The sequence below is a fragment of the Brachybacterium hainanense genome, from assembly GCF_042434575.1.
Lineage (GTDB): Bacteria > Actinomycetota > Actinomycetes > Actinomycetales > Dermabacteraceae > Brachybacterium > Brachybacterium hainanense.
This window is the reverse complement of sequence record NZ_JBHLSV010000001.1, coordinates 25,490-47,807: the sequence shown is the minus strand read 5'-3', so window position 1 is coordinate 47,807 and position 22,318 is coordinate 25,490. Positions and strand designations below refer to the sequence as shown.

Sequence of the window (22,318 nt, the reverse complement as noted above, 5' to 3'; positions counted from 1 at the left end):
TCATCGGGGGCCGGTCAGCTGTCCAGGTGCACGGCACGGGTGAGGTGGCGGGGACGGTCGGGGTCCAGACCCTTCGCCTCGGCACGGCGCACGGCCCACAGGTGGATCGCGACCAGCTGCGCGAGGGGGTCGCGGTCCGAGGTCACGAAGGTCGAGCCCGCCCGCTCCGTCTGTGCGGCCAGACCCTCCGGGGCGAGGCCGAGCTGCACGGTGACGCGGCCGGGCTGGGCGATCGCGATGGGGCCGTGGCGGTACTCCATCGCGAAGTACGACTCGGTCCAGGACTGCGAGGACTCGCGCATCTTGAGGGCCGCCTCGTCGGCGAGGCCCTTCGTCCACCCGGTGCCGAGGAAGGTCACCTGCTCGGCGGCGACGAGCTCGGGAGCGGGCTCCTCTGCGAGGAGAGTGCGGGCGTCCGCGATCGCGGGGGCGAGGTCCTCGCCGAGGCTCGCCCGCAGCAGGGCGAGCGTCGTGGTCGCGAAGCGGGTCTGCACGACGGAGGTCTCGTCGGCGAAGTCGAGGACGATCTCCGCATCGGTGTGCTGGGCGGCGGGGCCGGCGGCGACGGCGGTCACGAGGGTGGAGGGGACGTCGAGGGCGGCGAGGACCGCGATGATCTCGCTCGTGGTACCGGACCGGGAGATCGCCAGGACGCGGTCGTACTCGCGCACGGGGCTGATCTCGGTGGCGGTGGCGGCATCGGTGGTGCCCTGTCCGGAGGCCTCGCGGAGAGCGGCGTAGGAGGCGGCGATGAACCAGCTGGTGCCGCAGCCGACCACGAGGACCCGCTCGCCGGGACGCGGGAGGTGCGCGGCGACCTCGGGCAGCAGGCGGACGGCGCGGTCCCAGGTCTCGGGCTGGCTGCGCAGCTCCTGCTCGGTGGCGGTGATGGAGGCGGCGGGCGCGGTCATGTGGGCTCCTGAGGGTGGACGCGATGCTTCGTAAGACTGATTGGAACTGATCGTACTCGCATACTGCGATCAGATACAAGCAATTTTGAGTCGGGATGCGGACGAGGTCCCGAGGAGCGGGCATGAGCTGAGTACGCTCGTGCGAAAGCGCTGCAGCGCAGGGGCGCGAGCCCCAGGAACGAGACCGAGGAGCCATGGACGAGCACCCCCCTGCCGCCCCGCGCCGTCCGCGCGGCGTCCACCGCAGTCGGCGCGAGCGCCTGGACGATGTGCTGAACCTGATCATCGAGCGCGGCCACATCGCCGTCGAGGAGCTCACCGACGAGCTCGGCGTCTCGCCCGCCACCGTGCGCCGCGACCTCGACCACCTCGCCGGCCAGCAGCTCGTCATCCGCACCCGCGGGGGCGCCTCCGCGCATGCGAGCGCCGCCGCCCTCCCGCTGCGCTACAAGGCGTCCCGGCACGCCCGGGCGAAGGAGGCGATCGCCCAGGTCGCCGCGTCCCTCGCCGAGCCCGGCAGCGTCATCGGCCTCAACGGCGGCACCACGACCACGACCCTCGCCCACGAGCTCGCCCTGCGCCCCGCCTTCGTCGAGTCCGAGCGGCAGACGGTGCTGGTGACCAACGCCGTCAACATCGCCCAGGAGCTCGCCGTGCGCAGCCATCTGCAGATGGTCGTCACCGGCGGGATCGTCCGCGAGCAGTCCTTCGAGCTGGTCGGGACATGGGCCGACCAGCTGCTCGCGCAGATCCGCATCGACACCCTGTTCCTGGGCGTCGACGCGATCAGCGCCGCCGACGGCGCCCGCACCCACAACGAATCGGAGGCCGCGATCAACGCCCGGCTGGTCGAGCGGGCCCGCCGCGTGATCGTGCTCGCCGACTCCTCGAAGGCCACGGCCCCGGCCTTCGCCCTGATCTGCCCGATCGGCCGCGTCGACGCGCTCGTGACCGACACCAGCATCGGCGCGGAGGACCTCGCCGCGCTCCGAGCCGCCGGGGTCGAGGTGCACCTCGCCGACCCGCGCGGCCTCGCCGGGGAGCCCGAGCTCGCCGCCGATGCTGCGGAGGACGCATCGTGACCGGGGCGGATGCCGGCTCCGAACCGGGAGCCGTGGCGGAGCGGTCCGCCTCGGGAGCAGCCCGGCGCCCGGGACCGGCGACGCTCGTGGACGTGGCGCGCCGAGCGGGGGTATCCGTCGCGACCGCGAGCTTCGTGCTGTCGGGACGCTCCGGCGGCAAGCCCTCGGGAGCGCCCGAGACCCAGCAGCGGGTCCGCGCGGCGGCCGAGGAGCTGGGCTACATCCCCAACCGCAACGCCCGCGCCATGCGCACCGGCCGCAGCGACTCGATCGTCCTGGCCCTGGGCAACGTCGAGGACCCGTGGGGCATCTCCCTGGCGCAGCAGGTCTGCCTGCGCGCCCTGCCGAGGGGGCTGTCCACGCTCACCCTCGCCGACGAGCGCTGGTTCGAGTTCCTCTCCGGATCGCCGCACGACTGCTCCTTCGTCACGAGCGTCGACTTCTCCGAGTCCGCCGCCGATCAGGTGCGCCAGCTCTCCCGCGGCAACGGCGGGATCGTCGCCTTCAGCGAGCGCATCGAGCCCGAGTCCTTCGACGTCGTCTGCTCCTCGGCGGAGCCCGCCGTGGCCCAGGCGTACGACAGCCTGCGCGCTCGCCACGACCAGGTCTCCTTCCTGACCCTGCCCGGGCCCCGCCTGCATCACCGCGGCTACGGGCCCTCGCGGGTCTGGGCCTACCGCGATGCCGCGGCGGCCCGCGGCGAGGACGTGTCCGGTCTGATCCGCGCCCCCCGCGACCACTCCCGCCGCGAAGCCCTGCAGGAGTGCACGGCCTGGCTGCTCGGACCGGAGAGACCTCGCGCCGTGATCTGCGCGACCGCCTACCTGGCCCTCGCCCTGCAGGCGGCCGCGGCGAGGCTCGGCATCTCCGTGCCCGAGGAGCTCGAGATCATCGCGATCGGGGACGTGCCCGAGGAGTCGCAGTTCCTCGAGCCCGTCAGCTTCTACGGCGTGCGCGACGTGTTCTCCCGCATCGCCGAGATCATCGTCCACCGAGCGCGCGTCCGCCGCGACGAGCCCGGGGCGAAACACGAGTTCACCTGGGAGTTCTTCCCGGGCGAGACGACCCGGCAGGACTGAGCCTCCAGGGTGCGACCTGTTCCGCCCGGCCGGACATGGCACGGGCGTCGGCCTCGGTCCGCGCGGATGATGCGCGCGGACCGAGGCCCAGGGGCCCCGTCCGCCTCCGCGACGCGCAGCGCACCGCGGAGGAGACGGCCGTGATCGCGGGTGCGCGGCGGACCCGGACGCGGAAGGGGCTCGGGCGCCGGTCCGCGGGGATGGACCTCGTGGACCCGCACCCGAGCCCCGACTGAGCTCGAGACGGCTCAGACGTCCGCGAGGGAGACGACCTCGCCGGTCCGGGCCGAGCGCTGGGCGGCGGCGACGATGCGGACCGTGCGCAGTCCCACGTCACCGGTCGGCTCGACGGCCGCACCGGCGCGGACCGCCCCGAGGAAGGCCTCCAGCAGCTTCGCGTCGAGGTCCACGCCGTAGGGATGCCACTGGTTCGGGCCGCCCACGTGCTCCGCGAAGGCGTCGACCTTCAGCTGGCCGCCGGTGCCGAGGGCCTGGAGGGTCAGCCCGCCCCAGGTGGGGCCGTCCGCCGGCATCGACCACGAGCAGTCGATCGTGGCGACCATGCCGGAGGCATAGGTCAGCGTGACCAGACCGCCGGTCTCCGCGTCCTCGCCCGCGCGATCCGCGTAGAGGATCCGGTTGGCGACCGCGTGCACGGACTCCGGCTGGCCGAAGGTCGCATCGAGGATCTGCGCGATGTGCACGGTGTGATCCACGAGCGAGCCGCCTCCGGACTTCGACACGTCCGTGAACCAGTCGCGCCCCGCCGGCAGCATGCCGTTGTTCGTGCCGGTCAGCCCCACGACCTCGCCGAGCCTCCCGGCGGAGACCGCGGCGCGCAGCGTCTCGACCGCCGGGGAGAAGTGCACGGGGTAGGCGGTCATGAGGACGACCCCGGCCTCGCGGCAGGCGGCGACCATGGCCTCGGCGTCGGCGACCGTGGTCGCGAGCGGCTTCTCGCACAGCACGTGCACGCCGCGCCGCGCCGCCTCGAGCACGAGGTCGCGGTGATCGGCGTTGGCGGAGGTCACGACGACGGCGTCGGGTCCGCCCTCGAAGGCGTCCCAGGCCTCCTGATAGGAGCCGACCACGCGGCCGGCCTCCGCAGGGAGCTGCACGTCGCCGAAGCCGTCGGGATCGGCGACGACGAGGTCGACGTCCGCACGGGCCCCGAGGATCGCGGCGTAGCCCGCGGCATGGGTGTGGGCGCAGGAGAGGATGGCGATCTTCAGCACGGGATGCTCCGTCCGGTGGCGAGGGACTCGAGGGCTGCGAGGGAGGCGCGCACGGCGGCGAGGCCGTCGGCGGCGGCGACCCGCGGGGTGGTTCCGGTCGAGAGCGCGGCGACCGCGTCGAGGATCTCCTCGGCGTAGGGGCTGCGCATGCCGCTGATGTCCGGGAGCAGGGCGTCGCCGTCCCCGCCGGCGCCGCTGCTGGCGACGGCGTCGAAGCGGACCGAGGAGTCGTCGGCCGAGTCGTAGTCGAGGCGCCCGCGATCTCCCGCCAGGGAGAAGCCGTAGCGGAACTCGGTGCCGGCCGGACCCCAGAATCCGCGGCAGTGGGAGATCGCGCCGGAGCCGTGGGTGAGCACGACGTGCGCGGTGCGGACCTCGCCGTTGTCGGCGGCGACGTGCTCGCGCGCGTAGACGGACGCGACCGGGCCGGCGACCCAGATCGCCTGGTCGATGTCGTGGATCATCTGGTCCATGACGATCCCGCCGGAGGACTCCTGATCCGCGAACCAGGGCATCCGCGGGAACTGGCCGGTGCGCTCGTACCGCAGCACGGCGGGGGTGCCGATCGCCCCTGCGTCGATCGCGGCCTTCGCCGCCGCGTACTGCGGGAAGTAGCGGACCACATGCGCGGGGAAGAGGAGCTTCCCGGCGCGCTCGGCGTGCTCGAGGAGGGCCTCGGCATCGGCGAGGGTCCGGGTCAGCGGCTTCTCGCAGATCACGTGGCAGCCGGCGTCGAGGGCTCGGTGGGCGATCTCCGCGTGGACGGGGGTGGGGGTGCAGATGTCGACGACGTCGACGGCGGCGAGCAGGGAGTCGAGGGACTCGTGGACGGTGGCGCCGAAGCGCTCGCCGAAGGCCGGGGCGCCCTCGAGGCTGTAGGCGTGCAGATCCACGCCCGCCTCGACCCAGCCGGGTCCGTGGGCGCCGGCGATGCCGCCGGTCCCGATGACGCCGACGACGAGGGCGCCGGTACGGGGTTCGCTCATCTGTTCTCTCCAGTCGTTGCGGTGATGCTCGTCCGAGGTCATGCGCGGGTGGGGGCCGTGTGCGGATGGGGCGGCGGCGTCCGTGCCCTGTGCCCGATCCTGTCACGGGATACTGCCCGCGGGACGATATGAAACCAGCTTCCATAATCGTAGCGAGGTGCGCCGGGGTGTCAATGGCTCCGGCGGGGACGAGGATCCCTCGCCCGTCCGCACCAGCAGCCCCGTCACGACCGCCCCGGACGAGGAGGCCGCCGCTGCGGACACGACCGCCGCTGAGGCGCCGACCGAGGAGACGACCCTCGCCGTGCCCGCCGGCGAGATCGGGACCAGCCGCGACAACCCCGCCCAGCCCGTCACCGACTCCCTCGTCTTCGACGCCGAGGACGGAACGACCGCGGTCACCCTCGGCAATGTCGTCTGGGACGCGAACGGCACGGTCGCCGACGCCAACATGTTCAACGAGGAGGCTCCCGAGGGGCAGGTCTGCATCACCGTCCCCGTGACGATGTCCTACTCCGGTTCCGCCTCGATCACGCCGTGGCTCGAGCTGAGCATCTCCTGCATCGCCGACGACGGCCGTGGCTACGACGAGGCGACCCTCGTCCTCGAGGATGACCTCATGAACGTCGGGGACCTCTACGACGGCGGTGTCGCCGAGGGCGGCGTCGTCTTCCTCATCCCCGAGAGCGCCGTGGGCAGCGGGGTCTTCTCCGTCGCGCCGCTCATGAGCATCACGGGCGAGGAGCTGTTCGTCGCCGCCGTGTGAGCCCGACGTGCGGCATCGGCCCCGTCGCGAGAGCTCTCGCGACGGGGCCGATGCGTCGTCACCCTTTCTGCCGCCCCTTGAAGCGCGGATTCTGCTTGTTGATGACGTAGATGCGTCCGCGGCGGCGGACCACCTGGGCTCCGGGCTTGTCCACGAGGGAGCGGAGGGAGGCGCGGACCTTCATCGAGTCCCCTCGGACGATCGGCGGCCGTAGCGGCGGCGGAAGCGCTCGACGCGCCCGGCTGTGTCCAGGACCTTCGCGGTGCCCGTGTAGAACGGGTGGGAGGCGGAGGAGACCTCGACGTCGATGACCGGGTAGACGGTTCCGTCCTCCCAGGTCACCGTGCGGTCCGAGGTCGCCGTGGACCGTGTGAGGAATGCGAATCCGGCGCTCTGGTCGCGGTAGACGACGGGCCGGTACTCGGGGTGGATGCCGTGTTTCATGGTGCTCTCTCTGTGCTTCACCAGCTGGACTTCGTGATGCCCGGCAGCTCGCCGCGGTGGGCCGCCTGCCGGAAGCGGACCCGCGAGAGCCCGAAGGTGCGCAGGTGTCCGCGGGGGCGTCCGTCGACCGCGTCGCGGTTGCGCAGCCGGGTGGGGCTCGCGTCGCGCGGGAGCCGCTGCAGGGCGCGCTGCGCGAGGATCTTCTCCGCCATCGGGGTGGAGGGGTCCTTGATCGTGCGTTTGAGGGCGCGGCGCCGCTCGTCGTGCCGGGCGACGATCTCGCGACGTCGGGCGTCGGCCGCGATCTTCGAGGTCTTCGCCATCAGCGCTCCTCACGGAACAGGGCGACCGCGCGCAGTCGCGGGTCGAACTTGCGCATGACCAGGCGGTCCGGGGTGTTCCGACGGTTCTTGGTGGTCATATAGGTGTAGCCGGTGCCGGCGGTGGAGCGCATCGTCACGGCGGTGCGCACCTCGTTCCTGCGGGTCATGGGAGACGTCCTTCCTGGGGTGAGGGGTTGGCGGTCAGATCTTCTCGCCGCGGGCGCGGATCTCCGCGACCACGGACTCGATGCCCCGGCGGTCGATGATCGCGATGCCGCGCGCCGAGACGCGCAGGCGGACGGTCCGTCCGAGCGAGGGGACGTGGTAGCGCTTGGTCTGGATATTGGGGTCGAAGCGGCGAGAGGTGCGGCGATGCGAGTGGGAGACGCGCTTGCCGAAGCTCGGCGCGGCTCCGGTGACTTGACAGTGACGGGACATGGGAGGCGATACTAGTTCTTGAGAATCATTATCGTCAAGAGGGAGGGTGAGGCACCCGATGGCCTCCGACCACCGCGCGAGCCGGCCGGGAGATCCGCACGGCCGCCAGTTCCTGCAGGCACCCCATGCGCAGCACCGCACCGCCGCGCACCGTGCCCGCCGCAGCACCCCCGTCGCGCTCGTCACCGCGATCGACCCCATCCTGCGGGAGGCACTGCTGGGAAGCATGTTGCTGGACGCCCCGTCGACCGCGATCCTCCGCTACGAGGTCGAGCCCCGGACCGCGGCCCTGCGCCGGCTCGTCGTCGACATGGGCGGCGTGCTCGAGGACGCGCTGGTCGAGCTCGAGCATCCCTGCGTCTCCTGCGCCATGCGCGAGGACGCCGTCGCCGTGCTGCATCGCCTGGCCGCGGACCCGCGCACCGACGCGGTCCTGCTGGCCCCGCCCATCAGCGCGGACCCCCTGGTCGTCGCCGGAACGCTGGTCCCTCACCAGGGGCGATGGCATCTCTCCGGCGCCGTCTGCGTGCTCGAGGCCGAGCGTGCGATCGACGACCTGCTGGGCGACGCGACGCTCGCCGAGCGCGGGCTGCAGTGGGCCTCGGAGGACGAGCGCAGCATCGGCGAGGCCCTCGCGGCGCAGATCGAGTACTCCGACCTCGTGGTCCTCGACGGCGCCGCGGAGCATCCCGCCGAGGCCGAGCTCGTCGAGCACCTCCGCGCCCCGGAGCAGCACCTCGTCCCCGCCGTCCACCGGGTCGGGCCGGGCATGCTGCTGCGCGGCGCGCTCGACCACGGCGGCGGTATGCGACGTCGCGACGTGCGCCGCGTGGAGGCCTACGGCGGGCCCGTCGAGCACGGGACCTGGACCCTCGACCTGAGCTCGGAGCGCCCCTTCCACCCGCAGCGGTTCCTCGAGGACATCGAGCTGCTGGGCGCGGGCCGCATGCGGGGGCGCGGTCGCTTCTGGGTCCCGGACCGGCCCGGCACGATCTGCCAGTGGGACGGCGCGGGCGGACAGGTCTCCATCGGCTCCGCCCACGAGGCCGGGACCGAGCTGCCCACCACCCGGCTCGTGATCACCGGCATCGACGCGGAGGACCTCCCGCGCGTGCGCGACGCCTTCGCCCGCTGCCTGCTCACCCCGCAGGAATGGGCGCAGGGGCTCGGCCCGTGGCTCGGAGCCGAGGACGCTCTGGCCCCGTGGCTCGGAGAGCGGGACGCCCGCGTCTGATCGCCCGGGGGGACCCGGGGGCCCGAGCGCCGTCGCCGATGATGCGCTACCGTCGTTCCGGCACGGACGAACGGAAGGATTGCGCCGCGACGGTGCGGTGCTGGTGACAGCATGACGAACTCCCCGATGGGCCCGACCTCGAGCTCGGCCCCGAACCGGACCTGGATCTGGATCGTCTCCGGATGCTGCGTGCTGCTCCTCCTGGCGCTGCTCGTGCTCGGGGTCGCCGGCTTCGTGGTCTACCGTGCGAACCAGCCCGGCGGCGACCCGACCGCCACGGCGACCCAGGAGACCGACCCCGGCGGTGGGACCGCCGTCGGCGAGGCGGTCGAGGTGCCGACCGAGAACGGCACCGCGACCGTGTCCTTCGGGGCGGTGGACTGGGACGCGAACGCCGAGGTCGCCGAGGCCAACTCCTCCAACGCCGCTCCGCCGGAAGGGCACGTCTACATCGTCGTCCCGGTGACGATGACGTACGCGGGCACCGGTGAGTTCACCGGCTGGCTCGACGTGACCGTCACCTTCGTCGGGGCCGACGGTGCCGAGTACTCCTCCGACGGCGCCGTGGTCGAGAAGGACCTGTTCCTCGAGCCGGCGGTCACCGACGGCGGCACGACCGAGGGCAACCTCGTCTTCCTCATCCCGGCCGAGGCCGCCGAGGGCGGCGAGTTCCACGTGAGCACCTGGGAGATGGACGAGCCGCAGAGCGTCCCGGCCGTCTGAGGCCGGCGGGTCGGCGCGCCGCCCTCACGGCGTCCCGACCGGTGCCGCCGCATCGTGATCGACGGCCTGCGCACGGCGGCTGAAGGCCCGGTGCGCGGAGAGGGCCAGCCGCAGCAGCGCGCCCACGCTGATCAGCCCGATGACCACGTGCAGAGCGCCGCTGGTCGTCGCGTCCCAGGCCGTGTGCAGGACGACCGCGCCGAGCCAGGCGCCGAGGCCGCCACCCCGGGCCAGGAGGGCGTCGACGCCGATGACGATCCCGCCGCCGCGGGTGCGCCGATGCGCGAGCAGCAGCACCAGAGCGGGGACGACCAGCAGCACGGTCGGCAGCAGAGTCGGGTTCCGCGTCAGCAGCATGATCACGAAGATGACGACACTGCCGAGGATCCCTCCCACCAGGGCGAGGATCCCGGACAGACGCAGGTGTCAGGGGAGCGGGGCATCACGGGTCCTTCTTCCGACCGGGCCGCGGACCTCGCCGTGGTGACTGGGCGCAGTATGCGCCCGCCGCCGAGCGCCTGCCCGGGCTCCGCTCAGCCGATCTCGCGACGGTTCCAGCGCAGCGTGCCCGCGACGAGGGGAGCGAGGACGAGCAGGGCGACGGCGCCCACGTTCTCCGGGCGCACCGAGCCGTCCGCGATCGCGGCCGTCGCCTGGGACAGGTCCAGCACGGCGATCAGCCGGGTGACGAGCTCGGAGTCCAGGAGCATCGTGAGTCCTCCCGCGACCGTCACCGCGAAGGGCACCGCGAGGGAGGCGACCAGGGCGAGGGGCGTGGACTGCAGAAGCGTGCCCATCGCCGTGCCGAAGGCGAGCGTGCCCAGCAGGTACATGATCTGGGCGAGGATGGTGGTCCCGGCCTGCGAGTAGTCCGCACCGGCCCCGGTGACCGCACCGGCCGCGGCGGTCGCCGCGATGGACGCGAGCAGCCCGGCGGCGATCACGACCGCACCGAGGATCAGCGCCGCGAGCAGCTTCGAGGCGAGGACGGCGCCGCGGCGGGGCCGTTGCAGGAACGTCGTCTGGATCGAGGAGCTCGACCAGTCGGAGGCGACCATGACCGAGCCCAGGACCGGCAGCGCGATCCCCAGCGGGAGCGCCATCACCACGAGCGTGCCGTACAGGAGGACGGGCGCACCGTCGGTGAACACGGGCTGGAGGAACGCCGAGAGGAGCGCTGCGCCGATGCCGGAGGCGAGCGCGAGGACCGTGAGGACCGTGCCGCCACGGGTGTCGAGAAGCTGGCGGAGATCGAGCATCGGGCGCATCTCAGGCCTCCTGGGCGGTGACGAGGGCAGGGGTCGCGGGTGCGGCCGGATCCGCGGTGAGGGAGAAGAAGGTGTCCTCGAGGCCGCCGGTCTCGACGGCGCCGAGGGAGGTGAGGATCAGCCGGTGCTCGAGGGCGAGGCGCCCCACCTGCACCGGTTCGAGGGGCACGTCGACCAGGCCGTCGGAGCGCTGCGTGTGCCCCGCGCCGATGGCGTCGAGCGCCGCGACCAGCCGTTCCGGCTCCGTCACGCCGACCCGGGTGCCGCCCGCGGAGACGACCTCCTCCAGCAGGCCCTGGCGGACCAGGCGGCCGCGCGCGATCACCAGCAGATGGTCGACGGTCGCCTGCACCTCGTGCAGCTGGTGGCTCGAGAGCAGGACCGTCCCGCCGCGGGCTGCGAAGTCCTGCAGCAGCAGCCGCATCCAGCGGATCCCCTCGGGGTCCAGGCCGTTCGCGGGCTCGTCGAGGATCAGGACCTGCGGCTCGCCGATCAGCGCGACGCCGATCCCGAGCCGCTGCCGCATCCCGTACGAGTACGAGGCCACGCGCTTGCGGCCCGCACCCTCGAGCCCCACCAGGTCCAGGACCTCGGCCGCGCGGGAGGCAGGCATGCCGGCGATCGTGGCGGCCAGGCTCAGGGTCTCGATGCCCGTGCGTCCGCCGTGCAGCGATCGCGCATCCAGCATGACCCCGACCTCGCGGGACGGGGCGGGCAGGTCCCGGTAGCGGCGGCCGCGGATCAGGGCCCGGCCGGCGTCGGCATCGGCGAGACCGGTGAGGATCCGCAGGGTGGTGGACTTCCCGGCCCCGTTGGGGCCCAGGAAGCCGGTGATCGTGCCGGGCTCGCAGTCGAAGTCGATGCCGTCGACCGCCGCGCGGTCTCCGTACTGCTTGCGGAGGCCGCGCACGCGGATGCCGACGTCGCGGGGGTCGGGCGGGGCTGAGCTGGTCATGCCTCGAGCATGCGCGGGACGGAGCTCGCCGCGGCACCGCCGGAGGGTCTGCGGCGGAGCGACTTTCGTCGTCCTGCCGGCCCCTCCGGGTGGTGCCTGGGGTGGAGTGCGCGGCGACGATCAGACCGCGCTCCCGACTCCGTCGCATCGCCGGTTCGGGCCGCGCCATCGCCCGAGTGCGGCGCAGATGTCGCTTTCACCTCCCGATACCCGCATCTGTGCCGCACTCGGAGCGGGGACAGGGGTCGGAAGTCCGAGTGTGCGGTGAAGGTGCCGCTCTCGGAGCCGGATTCCCTCACGTGCTCCGCACCCGGGGTGAAGACGTGGGCCTGAAGGCTGGGGACGGGGCGGGACGTCCAGACGTGCGGCGGACGTGTCGCTGTCGGATCTCCATACCCTCATGTGCTCCGCACTCGGCGGGGATCGGGACGCTGATCAGACCATCGAGAGGATCGCCTCAAGGCCGGTGATGCGCCGGGGGCACGAGCCGCCCCGGTCAGGTCCGTCGGAGGACGCCGCGGACGAGCGATCCAGGTGGACCGCGCGCATGCCGGCTGCGATCGGTCCCCGCACGTCGTTCTCGACGTCATCGCCGACATGGAGCACCTGCTCAGGAGCGACGTCGAGCACCTCGCAGATCGCTGCGTACATCCGGGGGTCCGGCTTGCGTGATCCGACGCTCTCGCTCGTGCACAGCGCATCGACACGGGTATCGATCTCGAGGGCCCGCAGCTTCCGTCTCTGACGATCCTCCGGGCCGTTGGTGAGGACACCGAGCCGGAGCCCTGCTGCACGCAGCCGGTCCAGCGTCGCATGCGCGTCGGGGAACGCGATCCAGGAGTCCTCGTACAGCTCGAGATACTGCGCGTAGGTCTGGTCGAGGACATCGGGGGCATGGGTCATGCCGTCCGCGTCGGGGTGGCCTGCCGCGGCGAGCAGATGCGCCACCCGGGCCCTGCGATATCCTTCCGGGCCCAGCGTTCCTGCCCGGTGTCGCTCCATCAGGCGGACCGCCTGCTCCTCCCAGGACCTCGCGAGTTCCGGTGTGGGACGGAGCCCGAGCTCCGCGAGGAGCCGGAGCACGCCGCGTCGCATCGATGTCGCGTGATCGAACGGCGTGTCGTCGAGGTCGAGGACCACGGCGCGGATCGGTGTCGTGGACTCGGAAGCGCGAGGCGACGCCCATGCCGTCATGGTCCCGAGTCCTCCAGGGGCCTCACCGGTCCCCGTCGTACCGCGCGGAGCGCGGCTCGGCCGGCCTCGGACCCCACGCGACCGGCGATGACGGCGGTGACCGCCTCGCGAGAGGAGGCGGGCACGAGGTTCGCCGCGGGCAGGTCCGCGAGCGGCAGCCACATCGGCCGATAGAGGTTCGTCGGAGTCGCACGCTCCTTCTCGGGACCGCCCAGCGCCGGCGTCCCCTGCGCGCTGACCGCGAACAGGACGGTGTCCTCCGGGGCGGCAGACGGAACCTGGAGAGGACCGAGCATCCTCCCGACCAGGCCCGTCTCCTCCCAGAGTTCGCGCAGGCACGCCGTCTCCGCTTCCTCACCCGCCTCGATGCCGCCGCCGGGGAGCACTGCGTAGCGGCGGCCGTCCTTCACACGGCCGATGAGGAGCACCATGCCGTCCTCGACGACGACGGCGACAGCCCGTCGCCGCGGCAGGGACGGTTCGGGAACGGAGCGGAGATCGGCGGCCACCGCACCAGGCTAGGGCCCGGGCCTCACAGAGTCAGCATCACCTTGATGGCGCGGCGCTCGTCCATCGCGCGGTAGCCCTCGGCGGCATCGGCGAGCGGGAGGACGAGGTCGAAGACCTTCCCGGGATCGATCGTCCGGTCCCAGATCAGCTGGATCAGCTCGGGCAGGTAGCGGCGCACCGGGGCGGGACCGCCGTGCAGATGCACACCGGAGAAGAACAGCTCCTCGCCGGGCAGGCTCACCCCGTGCGAGACGCCCACGTAGCCGACGTGGCCGCCCGGCCGGGTCGCCCGGATCGCCTGCATCATCGCCTCCTGCGTCCCGACCGCCTCGATCGTCGAATGCGCGCCGTACCCGCTGGTCAGCTCCTTGATGCGCGCCACGCCGTCGTCGCCCCGCTCCTCGACGACATCGGTCGCGCCGAACTCTCGGGCGAGCGTCTGGCGGTCGGCGTGACGGCTCATCGCGATGATGCGCTCGGCGCCCATCTGCCGCGCGGCGAGGATCCCCAGCAGGCCCACCGCCCCGTCTCCGACCACGGCGACCGTCTTCCCCGGGCCGGCTGCGGCGGCGTCTGCCGCGAACCAGCCGGTGCCCAGCACGTCGGAGGCCGCGAGCAGGGAGGGGAGGAGGTCCCGGTCGGGCATGCCGGGAGTCTTCACGAGCGTGCCGTCGGCGAAGGGGATGCGGGCGCGCTCGGCCTGCGTGCCGATCCCGCCCATCGGGACGACATGCGCGCAGCGGGACTGGTAGCCGGCCGCGCAGATCTCGCAGGTGCCGTCGGAGGCCATGAAGGAACCGACGACGAAGTCGCCGGGGGACAGGGTCGTCACCGCGGAGCCGATCTGCTCGATAACGCCCACGTACTCATGACCCATCGGCGTCTCGTGGACGTGGTCGTCGCCGCGGTAGGGCCAGAGGTCGGAGCCGCAGATGCAGGTGGCGGCGAGGCGGATCACCGCGTCGGCGGGCTCGACGAGCACCGGGTCCTCGCGCTCGCCGATGCGGACGTCGCCGGGGGCATGCATGATCACTGCGCGCATGGGGTTCTCCTGAGGTGGGGACGGTGGTTCCCGTCCATCGTGCTCGCCCGCGCACGGTGCGAGGAGACCCTCGCGAGAGGTGTACCGGCAGGGGACCCCACAGCGCCGCCGACCATGCCTAGGGTGCGGTCATGGACAACAGAGCAGAGGTCCGTCAGTTCCTCATGTCGCGCCGCGCGAAGGTGACGCCGCAGGCGGTCGGCCTGCCTGCGGGGACCGGGCGGCGGGTCGCCGGCCTGCGTCGCAGCGAGGTCGCGATGCTCGCCGGGGTGAGCGTCGAGTACTACGCGAAGCTCGAGCGCGGCGCGATCGCGGGGGCGAGCGCCTCCGTCCTCGATGCGCTCGCGCGGGCCCTGCAGCTGGACGAGACCGAGCGCGTGCACCTGCTGGATCTCGCCCGAGCGGCCGATGGCATCCCCACCTCGGGTCGGCCTCGCCGTCGCTCCGCCCCGCGCGCCGGGATCCGCCCCAGCCTGCAATGGGCTCTGGAATCGCTGACCCACGGCGTCGCCTTCGTCCGCGACCAGCATCACGACCTCCTGGCCACCAACGCGCTGGGCCGCGCCTTCTTCTCCCCGATCATCGGGGAGGCGGATGCGGGCGGCTCCCCGTCCGGGATCTGGGTCGCCGATCCGACCGGTCCCGGACGGGTCCCGAACCTCGCCCGCTTCCAGTTCCTGGACCCGGTCGCGAAGGACTTCTACCCGGACTGGGAGCTGTTCGCCCGCATGTGCGTGGGGATCATGCGGGCGGATGCCGGCCGGGACCCGCATGATGCGGCGATGCAGGATCTGGTCGGGGAGCTGTCGACCTGCTCGGACCTGTTCCGCACGCTGTGGGGCCAGCACGATGTGCGCACCCATGGCGCGGGCGTGAAGCGCTACCGTCATCCCGTCGTCGGCGCGGTGAGCCTCGCGTACGAGGAGCTCGCGATCACCGCCGAGCCGGGCTGCGTGCTCCTGGTCTACACGGCCGAGCCCGGCAGCGAGAGCGCCGAGCGTCTGCGGCTGCTGGCCAGCTGGCAGGCCTCGCAGGGGGCAGGTGCCCTGAGCCGCGACGAGAGCTGAGCCGGACCGACCTCGGCCGGTGACGGGGCCCGCTGCGCGGACGGCGGTCGGGCGCTGGTGGACCGCACGGGGCGAGCACCGGAATGTATCGCTGATATAGAATCGCGGGATTGGGATACAGTGAGCGCATGTCCCGAGCCACCTCGCTCCGCCTCCGGCCGATGCTCCCGCGCGATCCCCACGAGAGCGGCCGCGTGGCCTCGACTCTCGAGCTGTTCTTCGACCTCGTCTTCGTGATCGCCGTGTCGATCTCCGCCGTGCAGCTCCACCACGCCCTGACGGAGGGCCACGTCGGCGCCGGAGCGCTCAGCTACCTCATGGTGTTCTTCGCGATCTGGTGGGCGTGGATGAACTTCACCTGGTTCGCCACGTCCTTCGACACCGATGACTGGCTGTACCGGGTGCTGACGATCGTGCAGATGGGCGGGGTCCTGGTGCTCGCCGCCGGGGTCGTGCCCGCCTTCCAGGAGCACGACTTCCGTCTGGCGATCCTCGCCTACGTCGTCATGCGCCTCGCGCTGGTGGCGCAGTGGCTGCGCGCCTCGCGGCACACGCCGCTGCGTCGGACCGCGCTGACCTACGCGGTCGGGGTGAGCCTCGTGCAGCTGCTCTGGGTGCTGTTCCTGCTCGTGCCCGATGAGCTGGCGCTGCCGGCCTTCATCGTCCTCGCGCTGTGCGAGCTCGCCGTGCCGGTGATCGCCGAGCGCACGGGGACGACCCCGTGGAACCCTCACCACATCACCGAGCGTTACGGGCTGTTCGTCCTGATCCTGCTGGGCGAGAGCCTGCTGGCCTCGGCGAACGCGATCATCGAGGCGGTCGGCGAGGGAGAGCACATCGGCGAGCTGGCGTTCCTCTCGTCCCTCGCGCTGGTGGTGACGGCGGCTCTGTGGTGGATCTACTTCTGGGCGCCGCACCACACGGCGATCACCAGCCTGAGGGGCTCCCTCACCTACGGGTACGGTCACATCGCGATCTTCGCGGCCGCCGGCGCCTTCAGCGCCGGCATCGAGGCCGAGGTCGACCACATCCTCGGGCACAGCAGCCTCTCCGCCGTCGGGGCGTCCTTCGCGTACACCATCCCGATCGCCGTGTTCGTGCTGGGCACCTGGGCGCTGGTGATCCGGCGCCACGGCGACGCGTGGGTGAACACCTGCGTGCCGCTGGGCGCGGTGCTGGTCCTCATCGATCCCGTGATCCCCGTGCCCTTCGCGCTGACCGCCGTGATCATGATCGGCATGGTCGCGGTGCTGGTGTGGCGCAGGCCGGCGGGCGTCGAGGCAGCCGACGAGCACTGAGCCGGGGAGCCGGGGCGCGTCGCGCCATGGCACGGCGCCTTGACGCCGGGCTCCGCACGGACATACAGTTCGGTCCGTTCGCAGGATTGTGACTCCTCGGAGGCAAGACCTGGCGCAGCGCACTGCCCTGGAGCCCTCCCATGTCCTCCGCGTCCTCCGCCGTCGATGCCGATGAGCGCCCTGCCTCCGACGGTCCCGGCACCTCCCGGTCCCTGAAGGCCCGCCTCGGCTCCCCGTTCAAGAACCTGCAGAAGGTCGGCAAGGCCTTCATGCTCCCCATCGCCATCCTGCCCGCGGCCGGTCTGCTGCTCGGCATCGGCGGGGCCCTGTCGAACCCGAACACGGTCGGCGCCTACCCGGTGCTCGACAATCCCGTGCTCCAGGGCATCTTCACCGTCATCGCCGATGCCGGGACCGTCGTCTTCAGCAACCTCGCGCTGCTGCTGAGCATCGGCCTGTGCATCGGCCTCGCCAGGCGCGACAAGGGCACCGCCGCGCTCGCCGGGATCGTCGGCTACCTCGTGATGACCGGCGCGACCGCCTCGATGCTGAAGATCTTCTCGCCCGAGGGCGAGCCGATCGACACCGGCATCGTCGGCGCGCTCGTGATCGGCGCGATCGCGGTGACCCTCCACAACCGCTACCACGACATCCAGCTCCCGCAGGTGCTCGGCTTCTTCGGCGGGTCGCGCTTCGTGCCGATCGCGGTCTCGCTCGCCGCGATCCCGGTGGGCGCGGCGTTCTTCCTCGTCTGGCCGCCCATCCAGCACGCGCTGGTCGGCGCGGGCGAGGGCATCGCGACCCTGGGGCCGCTCGGCACCTTCCTGTACGGATTCCTGCTGCGGCTCTCCGGCGCGGTGGGCCTGCACCACATGATCTACCCGATGTTCTGGTACACGCCGCTGGGCGGGACGGAGACCGTCGCGGGCGCCAGCGTCTCCGGCGCCCAGAACATCTTCTTCGCCCAGCTCGCAGATCCGGGGCACACGGGCCTGTACACCGAGGGCACCAAGTACTTCGCCGGCCGCTTCGGCACGATGATGTTCGGCCTGCCCGGGGCGTGCCTGGCCATGTACCACTGCATCCCGAAGGACCGCCGCGCGAAGTTCGCGGGCCTGTTCATCGGCGTCGCCGCGACCTCGTTCATCACCGGCATCACCGAGCCGATCGAGTACATGTTCCTGTTCGTCGCCCCGCTGCTCTACGTGCTGCACGCCTTCTTCGACGGGCTGTCGTTCCTCGTGGCGGACCTGCTGCAGATCCGCATCGGCAACACCTTCTCCGGCGGCGCCATCGACTTCACCCTCTTCGGGATCCTCCAGGGCCAGGACAAGACCCACTGGCTGTATGTCCTGCCGGTGGGTGCGCTCTGGTTCGTGCTCTACTACGTGTCCTTCCGCTTCCTCATCACCCGCTTCGGGATCAGGACCCCCGGCCGGGACGCGGCCGCCGATGAGGTCGACCCCGCCCGGGAGCCCGGCGCCGTGCCGGTTCCCGCGACGGCGTCCACGGTCCCCGCGTCGCGCGGCGGTTCCGCGGCCTCGCGCAAGGAGGAGCTGCGGTCCACGAGTATGCAGATCATCGAGGCGCTCGGCGGGGCGGGGAACCTCGAGGACGTCGACGCCTGCATCACCCGCCTGCGCGTCTCCGTCCATGACCCGTCGACGGTGGACAAGGCGCGGCTGAAGCAGCTCGGCGCGGTCGACGTGTTCGAGGTCGCCGGCGGGGTCCAGGCCGTGTACGGGGGCAAGGCCGTCCTGTACAAGGGCGTCATCAACGAGATCATCGGACACGACGACTGATCGGGCGCGCTCCGGCCGGAGGCTTCGCGAGGGACGAGCGGATCCGCAGGACGGTGCGCGGTCGATCGGTCAGACAGGGACGACTGATCGGGCGCGCTCCGGCCGGAGGCTTCGCGAGGGACGAGCGGATCCGCAGGACGGTGCGCGGTCGATCGGTCATGCAGACACGACCACTGAAGGAGGAGTCCGATGTTCGGATTCGGCAAGAAGAAGCAGCCCCTGGAGCAGACCCCGGCGGCGGTGGACGTGACGGCGCCCGCGCCCGGCGTCCTGCTGGGCCTGGACGCGGTGCCGGACCCCGTGTTCTCCGGGGGCCTCGTGGGCCCCGGCTTCGCGGTGAACCTCGCCGGCGGGAGCATCTGCGCGCCGGTCGCGGGCACGGTCGTGCTCGTGCCGGAGACCCGGCACGCGATCGGCATCCGCGCCGAGAACGGGGCGGAGGTGCTGGTCCACGTGGGTGTCGACTCGGTCGCGCTGAAGGGCGAGGGCTTCGCCGCGCGTGTCCGCGAGGGCGAGGAGGTCGCCGCCGGCCAGGCGATCCTCGACGTCGACCTGGAGCTGCTGCGTGCCCGGATCCCGTCGGTCATCACGCCCGTGGTGGTCTCCAACGCGGACGGCTTCGAGATCGAGGGGCCCGTCCTGGACGCCGCGGTCGGGGAGCGGGTGCTGGCGGTCCGGGCCCGATGATCCCGCCGCAGCGGCTCGTGATCCAGCGGGTCCACAACAACAACGTCGTGCTCGCGCTCGATGCGCGCGGCCGCGGCGTCGTCGTCACCGGGCCGGGCGTCGGCTTCGGCGCACGCCGCGGCGTGCTCGTGGACACGGAGCGCGCGGAGGCGGTCTACGTCCCCGAGGACACGAGCCGCGCCGATGCCGCCGCTGGGACCCTCGCGCAGATCCCGCCCGTGGAGATCCTGCTCGCGCGGGGGATCCTCGAGCAGGCCACGGCTCTGACGGGGCTCGCGCGGCCGGAGACGCTGCTGCTGCCGATCGCCGATCACCTGCACCACGCGATCGCACGAGCCCGCGAGGGTGTCGTGATCGACCTGCCCCTGGTCTGGGAGGTCCGGCATCTGTATCCGCGCGAGCTCGCCGCCGGGAGGACGGCGCTCGACATGATCGAGCAGCGCCTGGGCGTGCGCCTTCCCGGGGATGAGGCCACCGCCTTCGCCCTGCACTTCGTCTCCGCGACCTTCTCGGGCGAGGTCCTGGACCGCACCGTGTCGATGACGCAGGCGCTCGCCGAGATCTTCGATGTGCTCGAGGAGGAGACGGGGACGCGCCTGGACCGCGAGAGCGAGGCTGCGGCCCGTTTCGTCACCCATCTGCGGTTCCTGTTCGTCCGCCTGGCTGACGGCCGCAAGGTGACGGTCGCCCCCGCGCTCGTCGGCGAGGCCCTCGAGAGCTCCGTCCCCGAGGTGGTGCGCCTGGCCCGCGAGGTCGCCGCCGTCCTCGACGCGACCTGGGGACAGCACCTCAGCGTCGACGAGACCACCTACATCGCCCTGCACGTGCACCGGCTGCTGTCCGATGCCGGGCACGGCCACTGACCCAGGAGAACCAGCCATGCATCCTCTCGTCGCGGCCCTCGAAGGCCGCCTCATCGTGTCCTGCCAGGCCTACCCGGGAGAGCCGATGCGCGATCCCCGCACCATGGCGCAGGTCGCCGCTGCCGTCGAATCCGGGGGCGCGGCTGCTGTGCGCGCCCAGGGCCTCGAGGACATCCGCCAGGTGACGGCGGCCGTGTCCGTGCCGGTGATCGGCATCTGGAAGGACGGTGCGGACGGCGTGTTCATCACGCCCACGCTCGAGCACTGCCGCGCCGTGATCGCCGCCGGTGCGGACATCCTCGCCCTCGACGGCACCGAGCGGGAGCGTCCCGACGGGCGCACCCTCGCCGAGACCATCGCCGCCCTCCGCGAGGACGGCTTCGACGGTCCGATCATGGCCGACTGCGACAGCCTTCCCTCCGCGCTCGCCGCGGCCCGGGCCGGTGCGGAGATCATCGGCACGACCCTCGCCGGCTACACGGGCGTGCGCGAGAAGACCGACGGGCCCGACCTCGCGCTGCTCGCGGAGATCGCCGAGCAGCTGGGCGAGGGGGCGGTGCTCGTCGCCGAGGGCCGCGTCCACACCCCCGCGCAGGCCGCCGCCGCCCGTGATGCCGGGGCCTTCGCGGTCGTGGTCGGCACCGCCATCACGCACCCGAGCACGATCACCGGCTGGTTCGCGCGGGCGGTCGCCGGGGCCTGAGGGGCGCGGACGAGCCGAGGCGGCACGCCACCGCTTTGATGGGTCCGCGGATCGTCGCCGAGCCTCACGACAGAGCCGACACCAGCCGCTGACCGCGGTGGACGCACCGGCTCGTCCCGGTGGGGGCGCTGATCGTGTGTGAGGCACGGGCTCGTCCCGGAGGACGTGCTGACCGTCTTTGAGGCACCCGCGCTACGGTTCTGGCTCATCCCCGGTCCGCCACGGCGGACCTGTGTCGTTCTGGCTCATCCCCGGTCAGGCTCCGCCGCATGTCATCCGCGTCCCGTCAGCTCCCCGGACGCGCCGTCGACTCCCGCATGTACAGCTCGCTGCCCAGGTGGACCACCCCGGGCTGCCCCCCGGCGCCCTCGAGCATCTCGGAGATCTCGTGGACGACGAGGCGTCCGACCTCGTGGCTGCGCACTGCGACCGATGTCAGCGGCGGGTCGGCGACCGCGTCGAAGGGGATGTTGTCGAATCCGATGACGCTGAGGTCCCTCGGGATGGACGCGCCACGGCTCTTCGCGTAGCTGATCATGCCGAGCGCGACCAGGTCGTTATGCGTGACCACCGCTGTCACGGCGGAGTTGAGGACCTCGTCGGCGATCGATGCTCCGCCCCCGATGGTCGGCTCGACCGGCCCGAACGCGAGGAAGTCGGCGCCTCGGGCGGTGACCTCCTGCTTGACGTGGGCCGCCAGGGCTCCGCTCGCCCGCGAGCTCGCCGGTCCCGAGATGTAGCCGATGCACGCGTGCCCGAGCGCGACCAGGTGCCCCACGGCCTGGCTGACACCGGTGGTCGCATCGACGTTCACCGACCGGAACCCGGGGACGGCGCGGTTGACCAGCACGGTGCGGCGCGGATCGAGCAGCTCGGTGATCTCGGCGTCGTCGAGCCGCGGCGCCACAGCGACGGTGATGTCGCAGTCGCGCTGCATCTGGCGCAGGGTCCGACGCTCCACCCGGCGGTCCTCCATCACATCGGTGACGGACACGCGCATCGAGGCGACCCGGGCAGCCCGTTCGACTCCGGCGCACAGGGAGATGAAGAAGGGGTTCGTCCAGTCGGGGACGACCATGCCGATGAGCCGGACGTCGACACGTGCACGCACGACCTCGGAGGCGGAGGCGCGGGCGTCATCGGGGGCGTCTCTCTGCCGACGCACGCGCGTGCCGCTCGCCCGGCTCCGCACGAGGAGCCCCTCGTTCTCGAGCAGGCGGAATGCCTGGCGGAGGGTGGGGCGGGAGACCCCGAGCTCGTCGCTGGCCTCGTTCTCCGAGGGCAGGCGCTGGCCCTCGCTGAGCCGTCCCTCGTCGATGCTCGCGCGGATCCCGTTCGCGACCTGGATGTACAGCGGGCTCGCGAGGTCCCGATCGAGGTGCACGAGAGTGCTCATGCGGGGCAGCTCGTGCAGATCCATCTCGTCCACTTCCTCTTCGCGATCGTCGCGGCGGCACAGATCGCACCGACGGGCTCCACCGGGGCACCGGTGTCGATGCTCATTCTCCCGAACCCGAGGAAGCGCCCCGCCGTGATCGGACCGCGGTGCGCTGCGCCACCGAGCCCTCATCGCGCGGGAACCGGCGATCCTCGCCGACAGGCCCCTCGAGCTGGTGGGAGCATACCTTATTTACAACGAAGTCGTCTGCAGGGCACTCGGCGGCGATCCTGCTGAGGGCCTCCCTTCTCGGGGGGGGGGGGGTCCTCG

At 72.3% G+C, this 22,318-nt stretch carries 26 protein-coding genes; 11 read left to right on the top strand and 15 right to left on the bottom strand.

Features of this window, described 5'->3' with window-relative positions:
- Positions 1–14: 14 nt before the first annotated feature.
- A complete protein-coding gene (locus tag ACFFF6_RS00255; RefSeq protein WP_376977133.1) occupies positions 15–911 on the bottom strand; it encodes an SIS domain-containing protein in 897 nt (298 codons plus the stop codon).
- Positions 912–1,105: 194 nt separating this feature from the next.
- On the opposite strand from ACFFF6_RS00255, the gene ACFFF6_RS00250 reads away from it, so the two are divergent.
- Positions 1,106–1,993, top strand: coding sequence for a DeoR/GlpR family DNA-binding transcription regulator (locus ACFFF6_RS00250; protein WP_376977132.1), 888 nt, complete (start codon positions 1,106–1,108; stop codon positions 1,991–1,993).
- Positions 1,990–3,072, top strand: coding sequence for a LacI family DNA-binding transcriptional regulator (locus ACFFF6_RS00245; RefSeq protein WP_376977130.1), 1,083 nt, complete (start codon positions 1,990–1,992; stop codon positions 3,070–3,072). Before ACFFF6_RS00250 ends, ACFFF6_RS00245 begins: the two co-directional genes overlap by 4 nt.
- Before the next feature lie 248 nt (positions 3,073–3,320).
- Here ACFFF6_RS00245 and ACFFF6_RS00240 read toward each other — a convergent pair whose 3' ends face one another.
- Positions 3,321–4,307: a Gfo/Idh/MocA family protein gene (locus ACFFF6_RS00240; protein ID WP_376977129.1), complete on the bottom strand. Its 987-nt coding sequence runs from the start codon at positions 4,305–4,307 to the stop codon at positions 3,321–3,323.
- Positions 4,301–5,293: a Gfo/Idh/MocA family protein gene (locus ACFFF6_RS00235; RefSeq protein ID WP_376977128.1), complete on the bottom strand. Its 993-nt coding sequence runs from the start codon at positions 5,291–5,293 to the stop codon at positions 4,301–4,303. Before ACFFF6_RS00235 ends, ACFFF6_RS00240 begins: the two co-directional genes overlap by 7 nt.
- 157 nt (positions 5,294–5,450) lie before the next feature.
- Here ACFFF6_RS00235 and ACFFF6_RS00230 point away from each other — a divergent pair, with 157 nt between their 5' ends.
- Positions 5,451–6,059 (top strand): hypothetical protein, encoded by a 609-nt coding sequence (locus tag ACFFF6_RS00230; RefSeq protein WP_376977127.1) that lies wholly within the window; start codon positions 5,451–5,453, stop codon positions 6,057–6,059.
- Positions 6,060–6,117: 58 nt separating this feature from the next.
- Here the strand turns inward: ACFFF6_RS00230 and ykgO are convergent, their stop codons facing one another.
- Genes ykgO through rpmB form a run of 5 tightly spaced genes read right to left on the bottom strand, consistent with a single transcriptional unit; the run spans position 6,118 to position 7,264 of the window.
- Positions 6,118–6,243 carry a type B 50S ribosomal protein L36 gene (ykgO, locus tag ACFFF6_RS00225; protein WP_376977126.1) on the bottom strand — a complete coding sequence of 42 codons (126 nt, stop codon included), beginning with the start codon at positions 6,241–6,243 and terminating at the stop codon, positions 6,118–6,120.
- Positions 6,240–6,503: a type B 50S ribosomal protein L31 gene (locus ACFFF6_RS00220; RefSeq protein ID WP_376977124.1), complete on the bottom strand. Its 264-nt coding sequence runs from the start codon at positions 6,501–6,503 to the stop codon at positions 6,240–6,242. Before ACFFF6_RS00220 ends, ykgO begins: the two co-directional genes overlap by 4 nt.
- Positions 6,504–6,520: 17 nt before the next feature.
- Entirely contained in the window at positions 6,521–6,826 is a 306-nt protein-coding gene (rpsN, locus tag ACFFF6_RS00215) for a 30S ribosomal protein S14 (protein ID WP_376977122.1), read from the bottom strand.
- Entirely contained in the window at positions 6,826–6,993 is a 168-nt protein-coding gene (gene rpmG / locus ACFFF6_RS00210; RefSeq protein WP_376977121.1) for a 50S ribosomal protein L33, read from the bottom strand. Before rpmG ends, rpsN begins: the two co-directional genes overlap by 1 nt.
- 34 nt (positions 6,994–7,027) lie before the next feature.
- Positions 7,028–7,264, bottom strand: coding sequence for a 50S ribosomal protein L28 (rpmB, locus tag ACFFF6_RS00205; protein ID WP_376977119.1), 237 nt, complete (start codon positions 7,262–7,264; stop codon positions 7,028–7,030).
- Positions 7,265–7,322: 58 nt separating this feature from the next.
- Here rpmB and ACFFF6_RS00200 point away from each other — a divergent pair, with 58 nt between their 5' ends.
- Together ACFFF6_RS00200 and ACFFF6_RS00195 are read left to right on the top strand one after the other, a co-directional pair.
- Complete coding sequence (locus ACFFF6_RS00200) at positions 7,323–8,498, top strand: GTP-binding protein (RefSeq protein WP_376977117.1); 1,176 nt, start codon at positions 7,323–7,325, stop codon at positions 8,496–8,498.
- A gap of 111 nt (positions 8,499–8,609) precedes the next feature.
- On the top strand, positions 8,610–9,221 hold the full coding sequence (locus ACFFF6_RS00195) for a hypothetical protein (RefSeq protein WP_376977116.1): 612 nt from the start codon (positions 8,610–8,612) through the stop codon (positions 9,219–9,221).
- A 24-nt stretch (positions 9,222–9,245) separates the two neighbouring features.
- Here ACFFF6_RS00195 and ACFFF6_RS00190 read toward each other — a convergent pair whose 3' ends face one another.
- From ACFFF6_RS00190 to ACFFF6_RS00165, 6 genes are all read right to left on the bottom strand, one after another.
- Positions 9,246–9,578: a hypothetical protein gene (locus ACFFF6_RS00190; RefSeq protein ID WP_376977114.1), complete on the bottom strand. Its 333-nt coding sequence runs from the start codon at positions 9,576–9,578 to the stop codon at positions 9,246–9,248.
- 176 nt (positions 9,579–9,754) lie between these two features.
- On the bottom strand, positions 9,755–10,489 hold the full coding sequence (locus tag ACFFF6_RS00185) for an ABC transporter permease (protein WP_376977113.1): 735 nt from the start codon (positions 10,487–10,489) through the stop codon (positions 9,755–9,757).
- Position 10,490: 1 nt separating this feature from the next.
- Positions 10,491–11,444, bottom strand: a complete 954-nt coding sequence (locus ACFFF6_RS00180; RefSeq protein WP_376977111.1) for an ABC transporter ATP-binding protein — start codon at positions 11,442–11,444, stop codon at positions 10,491–10,493.
- 435 nt (positions 11,445–11,879) lie between these two features.
- Complete coding sequence (locus ACFFF6_RS00175; RefSeq protein WP_376977109.1) at positions 11,880–12,638, bottom strand: HAD family hydrolase; 759 nt, start codon at positions 12,636–12,638, stop codon at positions 11,880–11,882.
- Positions 12,635–13,147, bottom strand: a complete 513-nt coding sequence (locus tag ACFFF6_RS00170; protein WP_376977107.1) for an NUDIX domain-containing protein — start codon at positions 13,145–13,147, stop codon at positions 12,635–12,637. Before ACFFF6_RS00170 ends, ACFFF6_RS00175 begins: the two co-directional genes overlap by 4 nt.
- 23 nt (positions 13,148–13,170) lie before the next feature.
- Positions 13,171–14,190: a zinc-dependent alcohol dehydrogenase family protein gene (locus ACFFF6_RS00165; protein ID WP_376977106.1), complete on the bottom strand. Its 1,020-nt coding sequence runs from the start codon at positions 14,188–14,190 to the stop codon at positions 13,171–13,173.
- 131 nt (positions 14,191–14,321) lie between these two features.
- Here ACFFF6_RS00165 and ACFFF6_RS00160 point away from each other — a divergent pair, with 131 nt between their 5' ends.
- The 6 genes from ACFFF6_RS00160 to ACFFF6_RS00135 all read left to right on the top strand — a co-directional run bounded on the left by ACFFF6_RS00160 (position 14,322) and on the right by ACFFF6_RS00135 (position 20,610).
- The gene (locus ACFFF6_RS00160) at positions 14,322–15,257 is read left to right on the top strand and encodes a helix-turn-helix transcriptional regulator (RefSeq protein ID WP_376977104.1); all 936 of its coding nucleotides are present in this window, start codon (positions 14,322–14,324) and stop codon (positions 15,255–15,257) included.
- 128 nt (positions 15,258–15,385) lie between these two features.
- Positions 15,386–16,555: a low temperature requirement protein A gene (locus ACFFF6_RS00155; RefSeq protein WP_376977103.1), complete on the top strand. Its 1,170-nt coding sequence runs from the start codon at positions 15,386–15,388 to the stop codon at positions 16,553–16,555.
- A 140-nt stretch (positions 16,556–16,695) separates the two neighbouring features.
- Positions 16,696–18,357, top strand: coding sequence for a PTS transporter subunit EIIC (locus tag ACFFF6_RS00150; protein WP_376977101.1), 1,662 nt, complete (start codon positions 16,696–16,698; stop codon positions 18,355–18,357).
- Positions 18,358–18,546: 189 nt separating this feature from the next.
- Positions 18,547–19,044 (top strand): PTS sugar transporter subunit IIA, encoded by a 498-nt coding sequence (locus ACFFF6_RS00145; RefSeq protein ID WP_376977100.1) that lies wholly within the window; start codon positions 18,547–18,549, stop codon positions 19,042–19,044.
- On the top strand, positions 19,041–19,907 hold the full coding sequence (locus ACFFF6_RS00140; protein WP_376977098.1) for a BglG family transcription antiterminator: 867 nt from the start codon (positions 19,041–19,043) through the stop codon (positions 19,905–19,907). The genes ACFFF6_RS00145 and ACFFF6_RS00140 overlap by 4 nt, the downstream gene beginning before the upstream one ends.
- A 16-nt stretch (positions 19,908–19,923) precedes the next feature.
- Positions 19,924–20,610: an N-acetylmannosamine-6-phosphate 2-epimerase gene (locus ACFFF6_RS00135; protein ID WP_376977096.1), complete on the top strand. Its 687-nt coding sequence runs from the start codon at positions 19,924–19,926 to the stop codon at positions 20,608–20,610.
- A gap of 286 nt (positions 20,611–20,896) precedes the next feature.
- On the opposite strand, the gene ACFFF6_RS00130 is transcribed toward ACFFF6_RS00135, so the two are convergent.
- Entirely contained in the window at positions 20,897–22,030 is a 1,134-nt protein-coding gene (locus ACFFF6_RS00130) for a GntR family transcriptional regulator (RefSeq protein ID WP_376977094.1), read from the bottom strand.
- Positions 22,031–22,318: the final 288 nt, after the last annotated feature.